The sequence below is a fragment of the Streptomonospora arabica genome (assembly GCF_039531585.1).
GTDB lineage: Bacteria > Actinomycetota > Actinomycetes > Streptosporangiales > Streptosporangiaceae > Streptomonospora > Streptomonospora halophila.
On the sequence record NZ_BAAAQI010000017.1, the window covers coordinates 48,841 to 67,188 of the forward strand.

At 74.6% G+C, this 18,348-nt stretch carries 14 protein-coding genes; 11 read left to right on the plus strand and 3 right to left on the minus strand.

Translation table 11 applies throughout. From position 1 onward, the window contains the following. Positions 1–5: 5 nt before the first annotated feature. Together ABD284_RS21295 and ABD284_RS21300 are read right to left on the minus strand one after the other, a co-directional pair. A complete protein-coding gene (locus ABD284_RS21295; RefSeq protein ID WP_344146492.1) occupies positions 6–782 on the minus strand; it encodes a maleylpyruvate isomerase family mycothiol-dependent enzyme in 777 nt (258 codons plus the stop codon). Positions 783–807: 25 nt separating this feature from the next. Beyond that, positions 808–1,482 (minus strand): phosphoribosyltransferase, encoded by a 675-nt coding sequence (locus ABD284_RS21300; RefSeq protein ID WP_344146495.1) that lies wholly within the window; start codon positions 1,480–1,482, stop codon positions 808–810. Positions 1,483–1,895: 413 nt separating this feature from the next. Here ABD284_RS21300 and ABD284_RS21305 point away from each other — a divergent pair, with 413 nt between their 5' ends. The 6 genes from ABD284_RS21305 (at position 1,896) to ispH (ending at position 11,186) form a co-directional block, all read left to right on the plus strand. Beyond that, positions 1,896–3,044, plus strand: coding sequence for a carboxylate-amine ligase (locus ABD284_RS21305; RefSeq protein ID WP_344146667.1), 1,149 nt, complete (start codon positions 1,896–1,898; stop codon positions 3,042–3,044). Between the two features lie 53 nt (positions 3,045–3,097). Beyond that, the gene (locus tag ABD284_RS21310) at positions 3,098–4,960 is read left to right on the plus strand and encodes a transketolase (RefSeq protein ID WP_386699652.1); all 1,863 of its coding nucleotides are present in this window, start codon (positions 3,098–3,100) and stop codon (positions 4,958–4,960) included. Between the two features lie 740 nt (positions 4,961–5,700). Then, positions 5,701–7,101: a family 2B encapsulin nanocompartment shell protein gene (locus ABD284_RS21315; RefSeq protein WP_344146501.1), complete on the plus strand. Its 1,401-nt coding sequence runs from the start codon at positions 5,701–5,703 to the stop codon at positions 7,099–7,101. A 240-nt stretch (positions 7,102–7,341) separates the two neighbouring features. Continuing rightward, positions 7,342–8,736, plus strand: a complete 1,395-nt coding sequence (locus ABD284_RS21320) for a family 2B encapsulin nanocompartment shell protein (RefSeq protein ID WP_344146504.1) — start codon at positions 7,342–7,344, stop codon at positions 8,734–8,736. 36 nt (positions 8,737–8,772) lie between these two features. Further along, entirely contained in the window at positions 8,773–9,813 is a 1,041-nt protein-coding gene (locus ABD284_RS21325) for a family 2 encapsulin nanocompartment cargo protein polyprenyl transferase (protein WP_344146507.1), read from the plus strand. Between the two features lie 29 nt (positions 9,814–9,842). Next, positions 9,843–11,186: a 4-hydroxy-3-methylbut-2-enyl diphosphate reductase gene (ispH, locus tag ABD284_RS21330; protein WP_344146510.1), complete on the plus strand. Its 1,344-nt coding sequence runs from the start codon at positions 9,843–9,845 to the stop codon at positions 11,184–11,186. Positions 11,187–11,346: 160 nt separating this feature from the next. On the opposite strand, the gene ABD284_RS21335 is transcribed toward ispH, so the two are convergent. Beyond that, positions 11,347–11,718: a nuclear transport factor 2 family protein gene (locus tag ABD284_RS21335; protein ID WP_344146513.1), complete on the minus strand. Its 372-nt coding sequence runs from the start codon at positions 11,716–11,718 to the stop codon at positions 11,347–11,349. Between the two features lie 240 nt (positions 11,719–11,958). On the opposite strand from ABD284_RS21335, the gene ABD284_RS21340 reads away from it, so the two are divergent. The 5 genes from ABD284_RS21340 to pdxA all read left to right on the plus strand — a co-directional run bounded on the left by ABD284_RS21340 (position 11,959) and on the right by pdxA (position 17,944). Further along, complete coding sequence (locus tag ABD284_RS21340; RefSeq protein ID WP_344146670.1) at positions 11,959–12,789, plus strand: helix-turn-helix domain-containing protein; 831 nt, start codon at positions 11,959–11,961, stop codon at positions 12,787–12,789. Between the two features lie 401 nt (positions 12,790–13,190). Then, on the plus strand, positions 13,191–13,976 hold the full coding sequence (locus ABD284_RS21345) for a DeoR/GlpR family DNA-binding transcription regulator (protein WP_344146516.1): 786 nt from the start codon (positions 13,191–13,193) through the stop codon (positions 13,974–13,976). Between the two features lie 19 nt (positions 13,977–13,995). Beyond that, positions 13,996–15,405, plus strand: a complete 1,410-nt coding sequence (locus ABD284_RS21350; RefSeq protein WP_344146519.1) for a GntP family permease — start codon at positions 13,996–13,998, stop codon at positions 15,403–15,405. Between the two features lie 11 nt (positions 15,406–15,416). Then, positions 15,417–16,805, plus strand: coding sequence for a four-carbon acid sugar kinase family protein (locus tag ABD284_RS21355; RefSeq protein ID WP_344146522.1), 1,389 nt, complete (start codon positions 15,417–15,419; stop codon positions 16,803–16,805). A gap of 95 nt (positions 16,806–16,900) precedes the next feature. Beyond that, positions 16,901–17,944, plus strand: a complete 1,044-nt coding sequence (pdxA, locus tag ABD284_RS21360) for a 4-hydroxythreonine-4-phosphate dehydrogenase PdxA (protein WP_344146525.1) — start codon at positions 16,901–16,903, stop codon at positions 17,942–17,944. Positions 17,945–18,348: the final 404 nt, after the last annotated feature.

An 18,348-nucleotide genomic window follows, 5' to 3' on the forward strand; every position in this document is an offset into this window, starting at 1 on the left:
GGGGCTCACCCCCATTCGACGCGCGCCTGCGCGCGCCACTGCTCGACGAGCTCCGGGAGGCCGTCGACCGCGACCTCGCGGCCGCGGTTCCACAGGGCGAGGTAGAGCTGCACCGCCGTGCCGCTGAACACCGCGTCGGGGGGTTCTGCTGCGGCCGGGGCGCCGGCTACCGCGACGACGGGCTCCTCACTGATGCGCAGCGACCAGGAGTGGCCGGTGTCGTCGCACCGCACCAGGAGGGTGCGGGGCTGGGGAGACCGCAGCCTGCTCTTCCGCCGCGGCAGGAAGCCGCAGAGCAGCTCGTCGATCCCGTCCGCCGCCAGGGCCGGCGTGACCGGCGCGTCGGCGGTCGGCGGCGGCGCGCCCAGAGCCGCGGAGAGCGCGTCGACGCTGTGCACCGTGGTCTCGTGCGCCTGCCTGCGAGCCCAGAACAGCCGCGGCCGCGGCGCGTTCTTCAAGAACACCGGGGCCTCCGCGTCGTCCGGGGCCGCGCGCAGCGTCTCGACCAGGTCGGCGAGACCGGCGGAGAACCAGGCCAAGGGGTCCGGCGCCGCCGCTCCCTCGGCGTGGGAGCGCTCGGTGTCGTGGTCGCCGTCCCCGCGGAGGACGGCGGCGGCCCACCGGTGCACCATGCCCTGGTGGGCGACGAGTTCGGCGACCGTCCAGTCCGGGCACGTCGGCACGCGCGCCGCAGGGCCGGCGCGCTCGGCCGCGCCGCGGAACACTTCGCCGCTTCGCGTGATCGCGGAAACGTAGTCCTGGAGTTCGAGATGCGCCGGCATGGCGACATCGTAGAGGCACCGGGGCTCAGGCCCCGGCGCCGGCCAGCATGCGCTGGACCTCGGCGTCGTCGACCTGCGGGAAGCTCTCGTACCACAGGCTGACCGCCTGGAACCGCGGCGGGCACAGCACGCACACCACGCGGTCGCACACATCCCCCAGGGCGTCGGCGGCCTCGGGGGAGCACACCGGTACCGCCAGTGTCAGCGACGCCGGCCCCTGCTCGCGCAGCGCCGACAGCGCCGCCCGGGCGCTCATGCCCGTGGCGAGGCCGTCGTCGACGACCACCACGTCGCGCCCGGCGACCCGCGGTGCGGGGCGCTCGCCGCGGTAGGCCTCGACCCTGCGCCGGGCCTCGGCGCGCTCCTTCTCGATGCTGTCCGCCAGTACGTCGGGATCGGGGTGGACCATGCGCTTGAGCCGGTCGTTGATGATCGGCGCGCCTTCGGCCGTGACGGCGCCCACCGCGGTCTCCGGGAAGTCGGGGCTGGTGATCTTGCGTACGACGGTCACGTCCAGCGGGGCGCCCAGCCGCTCGGCGACCACGCGGCCCACGGGCACCCCGCCGCGGGGCAGCGTCAGCACTACGGGATCGCGCAGCCGCAGTGCGAGGAGACGGTCGGCCAGCCGCCGCCCGCCGTCGTCGCGGTCGCGAAAGACCTGCATGCGGACCACCTCCGCCACGCCGTCGTGGAGCGTCACGCCCCCGGCTACCCCCCTGGCCGCCTGCGGAAACCGTCCCCCGACCGCCCCGAAGGAGAGGACGGGCACCGCGCGGGCGGACCGTGCGCCGCGAACCGGCCGGCCCGCGTCCTGCAGTGGGCGGTATCCGGGCAAGTCAGCGGTTACCGTCCGCACCGGCGGGGTAGGCGGACACCGAGCGGTCCGCCTTCGGGGCGCGCCGCGCGGCCGCCGCCGCGCCGTCCCGCGGGCAGCGGCCCCGGGCGGCGCCGCCCCACCATCGCAACCAGTCTCCGGTTCCCGGCGAGCCGACCACCGAGGACGGACGCCTGTCCCCGCGCGGTGCCGCCGGCGGCCGGGGGCGCAATCGCGGAGGGCGGTGATCCATGGTCGTCTCCCGGTCGCTCCGGCGCGGAGGCGCCGGCGTGCCCACGATGGGTGTCGAAGAGGAGTTCTTCCTGGTCGACGCGTCGGGGGCGCTCGCCCCGCGCAGTGTCGAGGTCTTGGACTCCGCCGCACCGGGGGCGAGCGCGCTGCTCGGCGAGTTCACCCGGAGCCAGGTCGAGTCGGCCGGCCCGGTCTGCACCCGGGTCGACGAGCTGCTCGGCGGACTGCGCGCCGCGCGCCGGCGGCTGGCCGAAGCCGCCGCCGGCCAGGGCGTGCGGGTGGTGGCCGCGGGCGTGCCGATCATGGCCGAGAGCGGCCCCCAGCGGCTCAACCCGGGATCGCGCTACCGGCGCATCGCCGAGCGGTTCGGCGCCGTGGCCGCAGCGGCGGGCACCAACTGCGGCTGCCATGTGCACGTGGGCGTTCCCGACCGCGACAGCGGGGTGGCGGCCAGCAACCGCCTGCGGCCGTGGCTGCCGGTCCTGCTGGCGCTGAGCGCCAACTCCCCGGTCTGCGAGGGAGCCGACACCGGCTACGCCAGCTGGCGCCAGCCCCGCTGGTCGCGCTGGCCCACCGGGGGGCCGCCGCCCCCCATGGAGTCGGCCGAGCACTACGAGGCCTGCGTCGCGGCGCTGCTGGAGTCGGGCGCCGCGCTGGACCGCCGGATGGTCTACTGGGACATCCGGCTCTCGGATTACAACCCGACGGTCGAGATCCGGGTGTGCGACGTTCCCTCCACCCCTGAGGAGTCGGCCCTGCTCGCGGTCCTGGTGCGCGCCCTGGTCAGCGCCGCGCTGGACGACGCCGCCGCCGGCCGGACGCCCGCGCGGCGCGACCCGGCGGTGCTGCGCGGCGACCTGTGGCGCGCCGCGCGCGACGGGCTGGAGGGCAGCTGCCCCGATCCGCTGGGCGGCGGCCGGCTGCGTCCGGTCCACTCCGTCCTCGCCGGGGCCGTCGAGCACCTGCGGCCCTACCTCGCCCGCTCCGGCGACCTCGGGTACGCGCTGGAGGCGCTGGCCGCGCTGCGCACGCGCGGCGGCGGCGCCGCACGCCAGCGCGCCGCCCACGCCCGCCGGTCCAGCGCCGCCGACGTCGTCGACTACCTGGCCGGGGCCACCGTGCAGGGGCTGCACGACCGGCGGGCGCCCGCGCCCGGGGAACCGCCGCCGGCGCATGCGCGGCCCTTTGGCGGGTAGCGGGCCCGGGCTGCCGTTCCGCGGCGCTATGCCATATGAGGAGGAAGAACACGATGACCGACCGGCAACGGCTCAAGGAGCTGGGACAGCAGCTGCGCGTCGACGCGGTCCGCGCCGCCGACGCCGCGGGTTCGGGGCACCCGACCTCGTCGATGTCGGCGGCGGACCTCATGGCCGTGCTCGCCTCGGACCATCTCCGCTACGACTTCAACGAGCCCGCCCATTCGGGCAACGACCACCTGATCTTCTCCAAGGGGCACGCGTCGCCGCTGCTGTACGCCCTGTACAAGGCCTGCGGCGCGATCTCCGACGAGGAGCTGCTGCGCTACCGCAAGCTGGGCAGCCCGCTTGAGGGCCACCCCACGCCGCGGCTGCCGTGGGTCGACGTGGCCACCGGGTCCCTCGGGCAGGGCCTGCCGATCGGAGCGGGCGTGGCCCTGGCGGGCGCGAGCCTGGACCGCCTCCCGTACCGCGTCTGGGTCCTCTGCGGCGACAGCGAGCTCGCCGAGGGCTCGGTGTGGGAGGCCATGGAGTACGCCGGACAGGCGGGCCTGGCCAACCTGACCGCTGTCTTGGACATCAACCGGCTGGGGCAGCGCGGTCCGACCCGGCTCGGCTGGGACCTGGACGCCTACCGCCGCCGCGTGGAGGCGTTCGGCTGGCACACGGTCGAGATCGACGGGCACGACGTCGACGAGATCGACTCGGCCTACCGCCGGGCGCGCGAGGAGGCCGAGCGCCCCACCGCGATCATCGCCCGCACCGTCAAGGGGGCCGGCGTCAGCGCCGTCGCCGACCAGGAGGGCGCGCACGGCAAGCCGCTGAGCGACGCCGAGCAGGCGATCTCCGAGCTGGGCGGGCGGCGCGACCTGCGCATCGACGTGGCGCTGCCCGACAGCGGGGGAGTGCGCCAGCGTCCCGGCGGTTCCCGGGTGGACCTGCCGACCTACGCCGTGGGCGATGAGGAGGCCACCCGCGACGCCTTCGGGCGGGCGGTGGCGGCGCTCGGCACCGCGCGCCCCGACACGGTCGTGCTGGACGGCGAGGTCGCCGACTCCACGCGCGCCAAGTTCTTCGCCGAGCAGCTCCCGGACCGCTTCTTCGAGTTCTACATCGCCGAGCAGCAGATGATCGCCGCGGCGGTGGGGCTGCAGGTACGCGGGTGGACGCCCTACGCGGCGACCTTCGCGGCCTTCCTGACCCGCGCCTACGACTTCGTCCGGATGGCGGCGGTCAGCCGTGCGGACATCAACCTCGTCGGGTCACACGCCGGTGTGTCCATCGGGGAGGACGGCCCCTCCCAGATGGGGCTGGAGGACATCGCGGCCCTGCGCGCCGTGCACAACAGCGTGGTGCTGCACCCCTGCGACGCCAACTCCGCCGCGCGCCTGACCGCCGGGATGGCCGAGCACGACGGGGTGAGTTACCTGCGGACGCTGCGCGGCAAGACGCCGGTGCTCTACGGGCCCGACGAGGGCTTCGAGATCGGCGGCAGCAAGGTGCTGCGCTCCTCGGCCGACGACCGGGTGACGGTCGTGGCCGCCGGCGCGACGGTGTACGAGGCGCTGGCCGCGGCCGATGCGCTCGCCGGCGAGGGGATCGGCGTGCGCGTGATCGACGCCTATTCGATCAAGCCGGTGGACGCCCCGACGCTGCGCACCGCGGCCGAGGAGACGGGGCGCATCGTCACGGTCGAGGACCACTGGCCCGAAGGCGGGCTGGGGGACGCCGTGCTGGACGTGTTCGCCGACACCCGTTCCACGCCGCGCACGATGAAGCTCGCGGTGACGGGGATGCCGGGCTCGGCCACACCCGAGGAGCAGCGGCGCGAGGCCGGGATCGACGCCGGGGCCGTCGAGGCGGCGGTGCGCGGCATCCTGCGCCAGGAGCACGAGCCCGCCGCGGCGGGCGGCTGATGGGTCCGGCGGGCCGGCGCAGCGGGCACCCGCTGCGCCGGCCCGCCGGCCGCACCCCAGGCGGAAAAATGGAGATCGAGTCGGTATGAGCAGTTCGGTGTATCCGGACTGCTTTTATTGCTTGGTCTGATTTATCCTCTATGGTGAGGCGAACCGCGGCCCGCGAGCCCGGTTGCAGGCATGTCTTCATTATGGTTACCGAATGCCCGGATTCGGTCCTCCGGAGGCTGTTCCGCTATTCCGGCGGATTTCTTCGTACCGGGATACGCGCGGTCCTGAACGCGGTGGCGCCTTGCTTGGTCGCAGGTAAGGGGTTCGGCGCGGTAATCGCCGCCGCTGTTCCGTGCGAACCGAATTCGGGGTCTATGAGCGCGCGATAGGCGTCCGTGGTGGAAGTCGGTGTTCGAGGCGCATGAGCGCAGGATCGCCGGGTACGTGAGGTGCCGACCAGGTGTGCGATCGACCGGACACCGAACGTGACCGCCGAAGAAGCCGGTCCGACAAAGCGGCGTGCGAAGCGGAGTTCTCCGGTGCGTCTCCCGTCCCCCGCGGCGGACGACGGTCCGAGTATCCCCGTGGAAGGCGAAATCGGATTTCCCCGACATCCGCGCACGAATGGTGCTCGGATAACGAACGTCCACCGTAGATCCGGGCGCCGGTCGGATTCCGTGTGCGGGGATCGCCGGTCGATGAACAATCGGCACAGAATCAACCCTCAGCAAGGATTGGGTGGAACCTCCATGACCGAGTCCGGTGTGGATAACGGGCAGCAGCGGCTGAGCCTGGGAACCGAGGCCGCGCGGAACCTCGCGACGACGACCAAGACTCCCCCGCAGATGCAGGGGATCACCTCCCGCTGGCTGCTGCGCCTGCTCCCCTGGATCGAGGCCGCCGGCGGCTCCTACCGCGTGAACCGCCGGCTCACCTACACCGTCGGCGACGGGCGGGTCAGCTTCGTCTCGACCGGCGCCGACGTGCGGGTGATCCCGCACGAGCTGTGCGAGCTGTCGCTGCTGCGCGACTTCGGCGACGAAGCCGCGCTGGAGGCGCTGGCCGAGCGCTTCACCCAGGAGGAGTACGCGCCCGGCGACGTCATCGTCGAGCGCGGCTCCCCGGCTGACCGGGTGTGCCTGATCGCCCACGGCAAGGTGAGCCGACTGGGCAGCGGCGAGTACGGCGACGATGCGGTCCTGGGGACCATGATCGACGGCGACCACTTCGGTGCGGCCGCCCTGGTCGAGGACCAGGGCACCTGGGACGCCACGGCCAAGGCGCTCACCCCCTGCACCGTGCTCACCCTGCGGCGGTCGGAGTTCGAGGAGGTCGCCGGGCGCTCCGAGGCGCTGCGTGCGCATCTGGCGGAGATCGGCTCCCGGGACGTGCCCCAGGCGGACCCCGGCGGCGAGGCGGCGATCGCGGTGGCGTCGGGGCATGCGGGTGAGCCGTTGCTGCCGGGGACGTTCGTGGATTATGAGGCGGCGCCGCGGGAGTACGAGCTGAGTGTGGCGCAGACGGTGCTGCGGGTTCATACGCGGGTGGCGGATCTGTACAACCAGCCGATGAACCAGTTGGAGGAGCAGCTGCGGTTGACGGTGGAGGCGCTGCGGGAGCGCCAGGAGCACGAGATGGTGAACAACCGCGATTTCGGGTTGCTGCACAATGCGGATCTGCGGCAGCGGATTCCCACGCGCAGCGGTCCGCCCACCCCCGACGACCTCGACGAGCTGCTGGCCACGGTGTGGAAGCAGCCGGACTTCCTGCTCGCCCACCCCCGCGCGATCGCCGCGTTCGGCCGCGAGTGCAGCCGCCGCGGCGTCTATCCCCAAAGCGCCGACATCGAGGGGCACCGCGTGCCCGCCTGGCGTGGCGTGCCCATGTTCCCCTGCAACAAGATCCCGGTGAGCGACACCCGCAGCACCTCGATCATGCTCATGCGCACCGGCCAGGAGAAGCAGGGCGTCATCGGCCTCCACCAGACCGGTCTGCCCGACGAGTACCAGCCGGGGCTGTCGGTGCGGTTCATGGGCATCGACGACAAGGCCCTGATGTCCTACCTGGTCAGCACCTACTACTCGGCCGCCGTGCTGGTCCCCGACGCCCTCGGGATTCTGGAGAACGTCGAGGTCGGACGCGAGGACTGAGGCTCCCGCCCCGCGGACCCGCCCGTGCGGCACCCCCCGCAGCCCCGATCCGGCCGCACGGGCGCCGACCGCATCGAGGCTCCCCGCCCCCTTCCGCCCGCACGGACCCGCCGGCGCCGGGTGGAGCGCCGACGGCGACCCCGCCCGGTGGCGGCCCGGCCGCGACCGCCGGACGGACCGCGACCCCCGCGGCCCCGGCACGAACCCGAGAAACACGAACCGAGTCAGGTGGTGCACCCGATGACGGACCCAAGCGTCGAGAACGAGCGGCCCGAGCAGCGGAGCCTCGGTACCGCGGCGGCGCGCAACCTCGCGACGACGACCAAGACTCCCCCGCAGATGCAGGGGATCACCTCCCGCTGGCTGCTGCGGTCCCTGCCCTGGGTGCAGGTCGACGGCGGCGCCTACCGGGTGAACCGCCGACTGACCTGCACTGTCGGCGACGGGCGGGTCAGTTTCGTCTCGACCGGCGCCGACGTCCGGGTGCTGCCGCCCGAGCTCGCCGAGCTGCCCGCGCTGCGCGGCTTCGGCGACCAGGGCGTCCTGGAGGCGCTCGCCGACCGCTTCGAGCAGCGCGAGTACGGTCCCGGCGACGTCGTCGCCGCCGCCGGCGACCCCGTCGACCACGTGTACCTGATGGCGCACGGAAAGGCCGCGGTGCTGCGCACCGGCGACTACGGCGACGACGCGGTGGTGGACCAGCTGACCGACGGGGACCACTTCGGCGGCGCCGCGCTGGAGGCCGCTCCCGGCACCTGGGGCGAGACCGTCAGGGCCAGGACCGCCTGCACCGTGCTCGCACTGAGCCGCGAGCGCTTCCTGCAGACCGCCGACGCCTCCGCCGCGCTGCGCACGCACATCGAGCAGGCGCGCGGGCGCGCCTTCCGTCCCGCCAACAAGTACGGCGAAGCCGACATCGCGGTGGCGTCGGGGCATGCGGGTGAGCCGTTGCTGCCGGGGACGTTCGTGGATTATGAGGCGGCGCCGCGGGAGTACGAGCTGAGTGTGGCGCAGACGGTGCTGCGGGTTCATACGCGGGTGGCGGATCTGTACAACCAGCCGATGAACCAGTTGGAGGAGCAGCTGCGGTTGACGGTGGAGGCGCTGCGGGAGCGCCAGGAGCACGAGATGGTGAACAACCGCGATTTCGGGTTGCTGCACAATGCGGATCTGCGGCAGCGGATTCCCACGCGCAGCGGTCCGCCCACCCCCGACGACCTCGACGACCTCGTCTCCCGGCGGCGCAAGACCCGCGTCATCCTGGCGCACCCCCGCGCGATCGCCGCATTCGGCCGCGAGTGCAGCCGCCGCGGCGTCTACCCCGACACCGTCGAACACCAGGGCCACGCGGTCGCCGGCTGGCGCGGGATCCCGATCCTGCCCTGCGACAAGATCCCCGTCACGGGCGCGGGGACGACCTCCGTCCTCGCGATGCGCACCGGCGAGGACGACCAGGGCGTCGTCGGCCTCCACCACATCGGCCTGCCCGACGAGTACGAGCCCGGGCTGTCGGTGCGGTTCATGGGCATCGACGACAAGGCCCTGATGTCCTACCTGGTCAGCACCTACTACTCGGCCGCCGTGCCGGTCCCCGACGCCCTCGGGATTCTGGAGCACGTCGAGACCGGACGCTGACCCGATCGGCGCTACGCACAGAAGGGACTTGCGACCATGGTGGCAATCGAGGAGACGACGGGCGGCCGACCGGCCGCCGATGTGCTCGCCGGCGTCCGCGACGTCGTCGACCCCGCACTGCGGGCGGCGGTCGCGACCCTTCCTTCCGCGCCGCGAGCGATCGCCGAGTACCACTTCGGCTGGTGCGACGAGCACGGCAACCCGGTGGGCGGTGCGGGCGGCAAGCTGTTCCGCGCCGCGCTGGCGCTGCTCAGCGCCCGGGCGGCCGGGGGCTCCGGGCAGGGCGCGGTCCCGGCGGCGGTGGCCGTCGAGCTGGTGCACAACTTCTCGCTCCTGCACGACGACGTCATGGACGGCGACGCCACCCGCAGGCATCGGGCCACCGCCTGGCGCGTCTTCGGGACCGGCGGCGCCGTCCTCGCCGGCGATGCGCTGCTGTCGCTGGCGTTCGACACCCTGGCCGCGGGCGGCGACCCCGCCGGCAGCGACACGGTGCGGCGGCTCAACAGCACGGTCCAGCGGCTCATCGCCGGCCAGAGCGCCGACATGGACTTCGAGCGGCGCGCCGACATCGCCCCCGCGGAATGCCGCGCGATGGCCGAGGCCAAGACCGGCGCGCTGCTCGGCTGCGCCTGCGGCCTCGGTGCCTCCCTCGGCGGAGCCGCGCCGGGGCGGGCCGAAGGGATGCACCGCTTCGGCGAGCTGCTCGGCCTCGCCTTCCAGATCGCCGACGACCTGCTGGGCATCTGGGGCGATCCGGCGACCACCGGCAAACCCGTCCACTCCGACCTGCGCAACCGCAAGAAGTCGCTGCCCGTCGTGGCCGCGCTGGCCGCCGGCACCGCGGAGTCGGGCGAGTTGGCGGCCCTGTTCGCCCGCGCCCGGCCTCTGGAGGGCCCCGACCTGGTCCGCGCCGCCGAGCTGGTCGAGCTAGCGGGAGGGCGCTCCTGGGCCGAGCGCGAGACCGCCGCCCTGCTGGAGAGCGCGCTGGAGCATCTGCGCTCCGCGGCCGCGGCGGCGGCCCCCGCCGCCGAACTGGCGGAGCTGGCCCGCCTGGCCGTCCGCCGCGACCACTGACCACGGCCGAGCCGAGGAGGCACACAGCCATGTCCCGGACCCCTCAGACCGCAGCACCGGCCACGGCGCCCGGCGGCGGGGACCCGCCCCTGGGCGAGGTCCTGGTCGCCGACCGCCTCGTCCCCCCGCACGGTCCCGACGTCCCCTGCCCTGCTGCCGACCTGGTCGCCGGCGAACTGAGCCGCCGCGGCGCCCGCCCGGTCCGGGGCGCACTGCGGCTGCCCGAAAGCCGCCGCCCGGCCGCCGGGGGAGGAGTAACCCCGCCGAGCGGCGGCGAAGGCGCGGCCGGCGCGGACCACGGCGGCGGCTACACCGCCGTGGTCGCGGGGTCCGACCCGCCGCGCGGGCTCGGCGCGGCCCCCACCGCGGCGACGGTGCCGGGGCAGGCGGGCGAGAGTGCCCTCCGCGAGGCCGTCGACGCCTGGCTCGCCGTCGCGGGAGCGGCGCGCACCGTCCTGCTCGCCGCTCCCCGGTCCTTCTGCGCCGGGGTCGAGCGCGCCATCGAGGTGGTGGAGCAGGTGCTCCAGCAGCGCGGCGGACCCGTCTACGTGCGCAAGCAGATCGTGCACAACACCCGTGTCGTGGCCGGGCTCGAAGCGCGCGGGGCCGTGTTCGTCGACGAGCTCGACGAGGTCCCCGAAGGGGCCGCCGTGGTCTTCTCCGCGCACGGCGTCTCGCCGCAGGTGCACCGGCAGGCGGCCGAGCGGGGCCTGCACGTCGTCGACGCCGCATGCCCGCTCGTCACCAAGGTGCACACCGAGGCGCGCCGGTTCGCGTCCCGCGGCGACACCGTGGTGCTCATCGGCCACGGCGGCCACGAGGAGGTGGAGGGCACCCTCGGACAGGCGCCCGCGCGCACGGTCCTGGTCGAGGCGCCCGAGGACGTCGCGGCCCTGGAGGTCGCCGACCCCGAGCGGGTCGCCTATCTGACCCAGACCACCCTCGCCGTCGACGAGACCGCCGAGGTCGTCGACGCGCTGCGGGCCCGCTTCCCGTCGCTGCGCGGGCCCGCCTCCGACGACATCTGCTACGCCACCACCAACCGCCAGGACGCGCTGGCCGCGATCGCCGGGGAGTCCGACGTGGTGCTGGTGGTCGGCTCGGCCAACTCCTCCAACTCCGTGCGGCTGGTGGAGCTTGCCCAGCGCCGCGGCGTCCCGGCCCATCTGGTCGACGACACGGGCGAGATCCGGCCGGAGTGGCTCGCGGGCGTGCGAACGGTCGGGCTGACCGCCGGCGCATCGGCGCCGCCCGGGCTCGTCGAGGAGGTGGTCGCCGCGCTCGGCGGACTGGGGCCGGTCACCGTGCACGAGCGCGAGGTCACCCGCGAGACCGTCCACTTCGCGCTGCCCTCGGCGGCGCGGCGGTCCTGACGGCCGCCGCCGGCACCGCGTCGCCGGCCGCTTCGGCGACGCGGGCGGCGCGGCCCGGCCGAGAGGGGGCGGCCGGACCGCCGACGCCCCGTGGCCGAGCGCCGGCCGCTCACGCCCGGATGGCAACGCCCCCTGCGGGCCGGAGCGGCCGGGGCGCCGGTCACCCCATCGCGGGCGCCTTGTCGAGAAAGCCGTAGACGGCGCTGATCCGCCCGTCGCCGGCCGCTTCGGCGACGTCGAAGCCGACCGCGACGGGCTCACCCCCGCCTTCGGGTACGAGCTCCCAGCCGAACCGGGCGACGTGGTGGTGGGCGTCCACCTCCGGCAGGGCGCGGAAGACGTGGCCGGGGAAGAGCTCCTGCACCTGGGCGATGACCGCGGCGATCGCCTCGTGCCCGGAGGCGTCGGCCAGCGGGTCGGTGTAGCGGCCGTCCTCGGTCCACAGTCGGGCGACCGCGTCGGCCCGGGAGGCCGGGTCGGCCTCGTTCCATGCGGCGATGAAGCGTTTCACCAGGTCGTCGAAGTCCTGCATGGTGTGTCCTCCATAGTCGGGTCCGAGTGCGGGGCGCAGACTGCGTCGATCGCCCCGGCCGGTGCCGAGAAAGCTGCCACGGGACACCGCGCCCGTCGATTACGCGCGAGGTAGCGGCGGGCCGGCGTCCGCGGGCGTTACCCGGCGGGTAATGGACACGGCCGCACAACGCGGGCATCGTGGCGGGGCAGGCGAGGCGCGGGAGCGCTCGGCCCGACCAGAGGAGGCGGCGCAGTGGTGATGGTGTCGGCGCGTACGGCAGAGCCCGTCGGCGCCCTGCTGCGGCACTGGCGCGCGCGGCGCGGCCTCAGCCAGCTCGCGCTCTCCGGCCTGACCGGGGTGTCCACCCGGCACTTGAGCTTCGTCGAGACCGGGCGCTCGGGGCCCAGCCGCGACCTCGTCCTGCGCCTGTGCGACCACCTGGACCTGGAGCTGCGCGAACGGAACCGGGTGCTGCTCGCCGCCGGCTACGCGCCCGCCTACCCGGAGACCTCACTGGACGACCCGCGGATGGCGGAGGTCCGCACGGCCGTGGGCAGGATGCTCACCGGCCACGAGCCCTATCCCGCGGTGGTCGTGGACCGGCGGTGGGACCTGCTCGACGCCAACGCCGGCATCGCCCTGCTCACCGAGACCGTCGCCGACCACCTGCTGAGCCCGCCCGTCAACGTGCTGCGGGCCAGTCTCCACCCCGAGGGGATGGCGCCGCGGATCGCCAACCTGGGCGAGTGGCGGGCGCACCTGCTCGGGCGCCTGCGGCGCCAGGCGGAGGTCACCGACGCGGCCGACCTGCGCGAGCTCTACGCCGAGCTGCGCTCCTATCCCGGCGACGACGGCTCCGCGGCCGAGAGTGCCCCGGGCGGCCCCGGCGACTTCGTCGTGCCGCTGCGCCTGCGCCACGGCGACCGTGAGCTCTCGTTCTTCAGCACGGTGGCCACACTCGGCACACCCGTGGACGTCACCCTCGCCGAGCTCGTCGTCGAGTCCTTCTTCCCCGCCGACGCCGGCACCGCCGAATTCCTGGCCGCCCGCGGCCGCACGGGCGCCGTCGCCGCCCTGCCCGCGGGCTGAGGCGTGCTCGCCGGGTCGCCGTCCTCCTGCGGCGCCCCGGCACCGCTCCCGCCGCGTTCCCGTCCTGCCGGCCGGGATCCGCCCCGGCCCCTTCCCCGGCCGCGCGGGAGCGGCACCGGTCCCTGCCGCAGCGCCGAGCGCCCCGCCGGAGGAGCGGCGCTTCGCGCCCCGGGAGCGGGGCGCGCCCGCGGGCGCTTCCTCCGGAGGGACCCGCCAACACGCCCGAGGCCCCTTCGGCGGCTTGGTCCAACAGGGGCCGGTGCGCTCGGCGCCCCCGCCGGGCCCCAGGTGAAATTGCGCAGTTCAGTCACGATCTGGTCTACCTGTTGCTTGTACTGCTCATTTGAGTCACTATTGTGCCGTTCATCTGCGTGAAATGAGCAAGCAAACGGGAGTGTCGCGTGCGCCATCAGGAGCTCCTGGACGCGGTCGTCGACGGCGTCCACCGGGTCGAGGACCTCGCCCGTGCGCTGGGGATCAGCCCGTCGACGGTGCGTCGCGGCCTGACCGAGCTGGAGCAGGCCGGCAAGATCGTGCGCACGCACGGCGGCGCCGTGCCCTCGCCCGGGGGCGGTGAGCTGTCCTGGGCGCAGAAGAGCCAGCGCAACGCCGCCGCCAAGCGGCGGATCGCGGCGTTGGCGGCCGACCTCGTCGAGGACGACCACGTGGTGCTGCTCGACGCGGGCAGCACCACGACCTTCATCGCCGAGCGGCTGGCCGCCCGCTCGGGTCCCACCGTGGTCACCAGCGGACTGGGGCCGATGACCGCCCTGCACGACGCGGAAGGCGTCGAGCTGATCGTCGTCGGCGGGCGGGTGCGGCGGCGGCGCGGCTCCATCGTGGGCGATTACGCGCGCGGCGTCCTCGACCGGGTCACCGCCGACATCGCCTTCATCGGCGCGGACGGGCTGCTCCCCGGCCGCGGCGTCAACTGCCCCAGCCCCGAACTGGCGGCGGTCAAGGAGCTGCAGATGCGCAGCGCCCGCGAGGTCGTCGTGGTCGCCGACTCCAGCAAGCTCCACACCGGCGAACACCCCTACTGGGCGGTCGTGCCCGGCCCCCACGTCCTCGTCACCGACGACGGCATCAGCGACGAGGACGCCCGCGCGTTCGACGCGGACCCCTCCTGCCGGCTCCGCGTCGCAGCGACCGCAGGCGGCCCCATCACGCCTGCGGCAACCGATTGACCCCACGAAAGGGGCGGACATGGATGTGCAGCTGCTCGCGGCGCTGGTCCTCGGCGTCGCCGCTGTCGTCGCGATCATCGTGTGGTCGCGACTGGACGCGTTCGTCGGCCTGCTGGCCGGCGCGCTGGTCACCGGCGTGGTCGCCGGAGTCCCCATCAACGACCTGATCGGCTACATCACCTCCGGGTTCGGCGACACCCTCGCCGGGATCGGCATCGTCATCGCACTCGGCGTCATGATCGGCAAGGTCCTGGAGGAGAGCGGCGGCGCCGACGCCCTGGCGCGGATGTTCGTCCGCGCCTTCGGCAAGGGCCGCGAGGACGTGGCCATGACCGCCACCGGCGCGGTCGTCTCGGTCCCGGTCTTCTGCGACTCCGGGTTCGTCATCCTGCACCCGCTCGCCCGTTCGCTGGCCCGGCGCTACGGCAAGCCCCTGGTGGGCGTCTCCCTCGCGCTCGCCGGCGGTCTGGCGGTCACCCACCACCTGGTCCCGCCCACGCCCGGGCCGCTGGCCGCGGTGGGGCTGCTGGGCGCCGACCTGGGCACCGTCGTCGTGGCCGGCCTGGTGATGGCCGTGATCCTGGTGCCCGTCGTGGTCGCCTACGCCCGCATCATGGGTCCGCGCCTGGAGCGCCACCTCGACCCCGAGCTGCTGCCCGAGCCGGCGGCCGCCGGCGCCGCGGCCTCCGGCGGGGCGCCGGGCGGCTCCGCGCCGGCGGGGAGCCCCGCGGATGCGGCCGCCGACGGAACCGGCCACGACGCCAAGCCGCGGGTGCACCCTGCGCTGGCGGCGATCCCGCTGCTCCTGCCGCTCCTGCTCATCGTCGGCAACACCGTCAGCGGCGCCGCCGCCGAGGGAAGCCGTGTCGCCGACGTGTTCGCCTTCATCGGCGAACCCGCCGTCGCACTGCTGATCGGCCTGGTCATCGCCGTCTACCTGCTGCCGCGCCTCGACATCGAACGCACGACCGTCGTGGGCTGGCTCACCTCCGCGGCCGCCTCCGCCGGCATGATCGTCTTCATCACCGGCGCGGGAGGCGCCTTCGGCGAGGTGCTGCGCCAGTCCCGCGTGGGCGACGCCCTGGCCGAGGAGGTCTCGACCTGGCCCGTCCCGCTGTTCCTGATGCCCTTCCTCATCGCCACCTTCGTGCGCATCGCCCAGGGCTCGGGCACCGTCGCCATCATCACCGCCGCCACGCTCGGCGCGCCGCTGGTGCAGTCGGCGGGGGTGGATCCCACGCTCGCCGTTCTTTCCGCGTGCTCCGGCTCCTTCGTCTTCTCCTACGTCAACGACTCCTTCTTCTGGGTCGTCACCCGTTTCACCGGGCTCTCCGGCGCTCCGGCGATGAAGATGTGGACCGGCGCCACCACGACACTGTGGCTGGCCAGCATCCCGCTGCTGGGTATCGCCGCCCTCGTTCTGGGATAGGAGAGACCACCGTGGCCCAGGTACTCGTCGTCGCCGACGACCTCACCGGCGCCAACGCCACCGGCGCCCGGTTCGCGCGCGCCGGGATGCGCGTGGCCACGGTCACACCCGAGCAGGCCCCGCGCGCGGCCCGCGACTACGACGCCGTCGTGGTCAACCTCGACAGCCGCCATATGCCACCGGGCCGGGCCGCCGAAGCGGTCGCCGCCGCGATCGACGCGGTCTGGCCGGTGGCGCTGGTGGTCAAGCGCACCGACACCACCCTGCGGGGCAACGTCGGCGCGGAGCTGGAGGCGGCGTGGCGCCGGGTGCGCGCGCGGGTCGCCGAGCCCACCCCGGTGCGGGCCCTGCTCGCGCCCGCGTTCCCGGCCTCCGGGCGGGTCACCGTCGACGGCGTCCAGCTGCTCGACGGCGTCCCGCTGGAGCGCACCGAGCTCGCGCTGGACCCGCTCAGCCCGATGCGCACCAGCGTCGTGGCCGACCTGCTCGCCGAGCAGACGGCCCTGCCGCTGCGCCACGTCCCGCTGCGCAGCGTCGCGCAGGGGCCGCTCGACGCGGAACTGGCGGCGGGCGCGGAACCCGTCGTGCTCTGCGACGCGCTCACCGAGCAGCACCTGGCCGACATCGCCCAGGCCGCCGCCCGTGCGCACCGCGACCACGGCACCGTATGGGTGGCCGTCGACCCGGGGCCCGCCGGAGCGCTGCTGGCCGAGGCGCTCGGGCTGCGCGGGAGCGCGGCCGCGGCGGGTCCCCTGCTGGGCGTGGTCGGCAGCGCCACCGAGCTGACCCGTCGCCAGCTCGACGCGGCCGCCCGCAGCGGTCCCGTGCGGTTCGTCGAGGCCGACGCCGCCCGCCTGGCCCGCGACGAGCCCGGCTACCGCGCGGGGCTCGCCGGCGAGCTCGCCGACACCCTCGCCGCGGCCGCCTTCCCCGAACCCGTGGTGCTGCGGACCGCCGGGGCGGCCCGCGACGTCGTCGAACTGCCCGAAGCCGCCAAGCTCGCCTTGCCCGGACTGCTCGCCGGACTGGTCGCCGAGGCGGTGCGGGGGATCGGCGGCGCCGCGCCGAGCGGCCTCTACACCAGCGGCGGCGAAGTCACCTCGGCGGTCCTCGACGCGTTGGAGGTGCGCGCCTTCGAGGTGGACGGAGAGGTGGTGCCGCTGGCCGTGCACGGCAGGCTCAGCGGTGGAGCACTCGACGGAGTTCCGGTGGTGACCAAGGGCGGCCTGGTGGGCGACGACTCCACCCTGGTCGCGTGCCTGGGCGAGCTGCGCCGCGCGGTGCAGGCCCGCATGCGCACGGTCCCGGCCGAGGTGCCCGAGCACCACGCCCCGCACGCTCCCAACGCCCCGCAGGCGCCCGATCCCCCCGGCCCGCTGCGCACACCGCCGCGGGTGTGACCGCGCGCCGGGGACCTCCGGCGCCGCGGCAGACGAATCCGAACAGCCCGGCCGCGCTATCCGCCGCGGCCGGCGCATCCTGGGAGGGAAGCCAATTGTCCGAGACCGCCCACACCGCGACCGGCCGTCCGGCCCTCGCCGTCACCGTCGGCGACCCCGTGGGGATCGGGCCCGAGATCACCGTGCGCACGCTCAGCGAGGTCGGCGGCACCGCCTCCGCCCGGGGCGTGGTGGTCGCCGACCCCGCCGTGCTGCGGCGCGCGGCCGCCGTGTGCGGCCTGGACGTGGAGGTCCGCGCGCTGGACTCCTGGGGTCTGCCCGCCGAGCGCGAAGGGGTCCTCGACTGCTTCGACATCGGCGAGCTGGGCGAGACCGAGCTGCCCTGGGGGCGGGTGGACGCGCGCGCCGGCGCGGCCGCCGTGCGCGCCGTCGAGGTCGCCACCCGCGCGGCGATGGACCGCCGCGTGGCGGGCGTCGTCACCGGCCCCATCAACAAGGAGGCCATCTGGGCCGCCGGCAGCGAGCACCTGGGCCACACCGAGATGCTGGGCGCGCTCACCGGGGTCACCCGGCAGAACACCATGTTCGTGGTGCGCGGCAAGAAGATCTTCTTCGCCACCCGCCACGTCTCACTGCGCACGGCGCTGGACCAGGTCGGCGCCGACCACCAGGTCGCCGCGATCGAGGAGGCGCTCACGGCCCTGCGGGTCTTCGGCCACGACGAGCCGCGCCTGGCCGTGGCCGCCATCAACCCGCACGGCGGCGAGAACGGCGCGTTCGGCACCGAGGAGATCGACCACCTCGCCCCCGCCGTCGAGCGGGTGCGGGCCTCCGGCGCCGACGTGGCCGGCCCGGTGCCCGCCGACTCCGTGTTCCACCAGCTCCTGCAGGACCGCTACGACGGTGTCCTCTCCCAGTACCACGACCAGGGGCACATCGCCGCGAAGACGTTCGACTTCGACGGTACGATCTCGGTGACCGTGGGGCTGCCGATCCTGCGCACCTCGGTCGACCACGGAACGGCCTTCGACATCGCCGGCACCGGCGCCGCCGACCCGGGCACGATGCGGTCCGCGTTCCTGCACGGATGCGAGTTTTCCCACTTCGCGGAGCGCATCCGCGCCGAGTACGGTTCTTGATGTCGCGTCACCGGACGGCGCGCATTCGCCCCGCTGCCCGAGGGCGGGCGCTTTGTGGTAGTGCAGGGGGTGGTGCGGGCTCCACCTTCGGTTAGCAAGCCCGCACCATCGTGGCGGCTTCCGGTATCGCCTAGGTTGAAGGAACCGGTTCGGCAGCGGTTCCGACCTCCGCCGCAACCGGGCGGAGCGCGGTGCGCGGCGTATCCCCCGGTCGACGCGATGGCGGACGGTCAGCCCTGCACCACGCTGAGCCCTGTCGGGCGAGGGTTCCGGCAGCGGATCGACGCGTGGAGGAGCCAGCATGACCATGACAGGATCGAGCGCGGAGCGCGGAGCGCCGCGCGGGGGCGGGCGCAGGGGTGCGTCCCGCACCCCCAGCGACTTCGCCGCACTGTCGCGGCGGA

Coding starts and splice junctions, on each gene's coding strand:
- ABD284_RS21335 (WP_344146513.1), bottom strand. CDS start 11,718: ATGCAGGACTTCGACGACCTGGTGAAACGCTTCATCGCCGCATGGAAC.
- ABD284_RS21315 (WP_344146501.1), top strand. CDS start 5,701: ATGACCGAGTCCGGTGTGGATAACGGGCAGCAGCGGCTGAGCCTGGGA.
- ABD284_RS21325 (WP_344146507.1), top strand. CDS start 8,773: ATGGTGGCAATCGAGGAGACGACGGGCGGCCGACCGGCCGCCGATGTG.
- ABD284_RS21305 (WP_344146667.1), top strand. CDS start 1,896: ATGGGTGTCGAAGAGGAGTTCTTCCTGGTCGACGCGTCGGGGGCGCTC.
- ABD284_RS21295 (WP_344146492.1), bottom strand. CDS start 782: ATGCCGGCGCATCTCGAACTCCAGGACTACGTTTCCGCGATCACGCGA.
- ABD284_RS21350 (WP_344146519.1), top strand. CDS start 13,996: ATGGATGTGCAGCTGCTCGCGGCGCTGGTCCTCGGCGTCGCCGCTGTC.
- ispH (WP_344146510.1), top strand. CDS start 9,843: ATGTCCCGGACCCCTCAGACCGCAGCACCGGCCACGGCGCCCGGCGGC.
- ABD284_RS21310 (WP_386699652.1), top strand. CDS start 3,098: ATGACCGACCGGCAACGGCTCAAGGAGCTGGGACAGCAGCTGCGCGTC.
- ABD284_RS21340 (WP_344146670.1), top strand. CDS start 11,959: ATGGTGTCGGCGCGTACGGCAGAGCCCGTCGGCGCCCTGCTGCGGCAC.
- ABD284_RS21320 (WP_344146504.1), top strand. CDS start 7,342: ATGACGGACCCAAGCGTCGAGAACGAGCGGCCCGAGCAGCGGAGCCTC.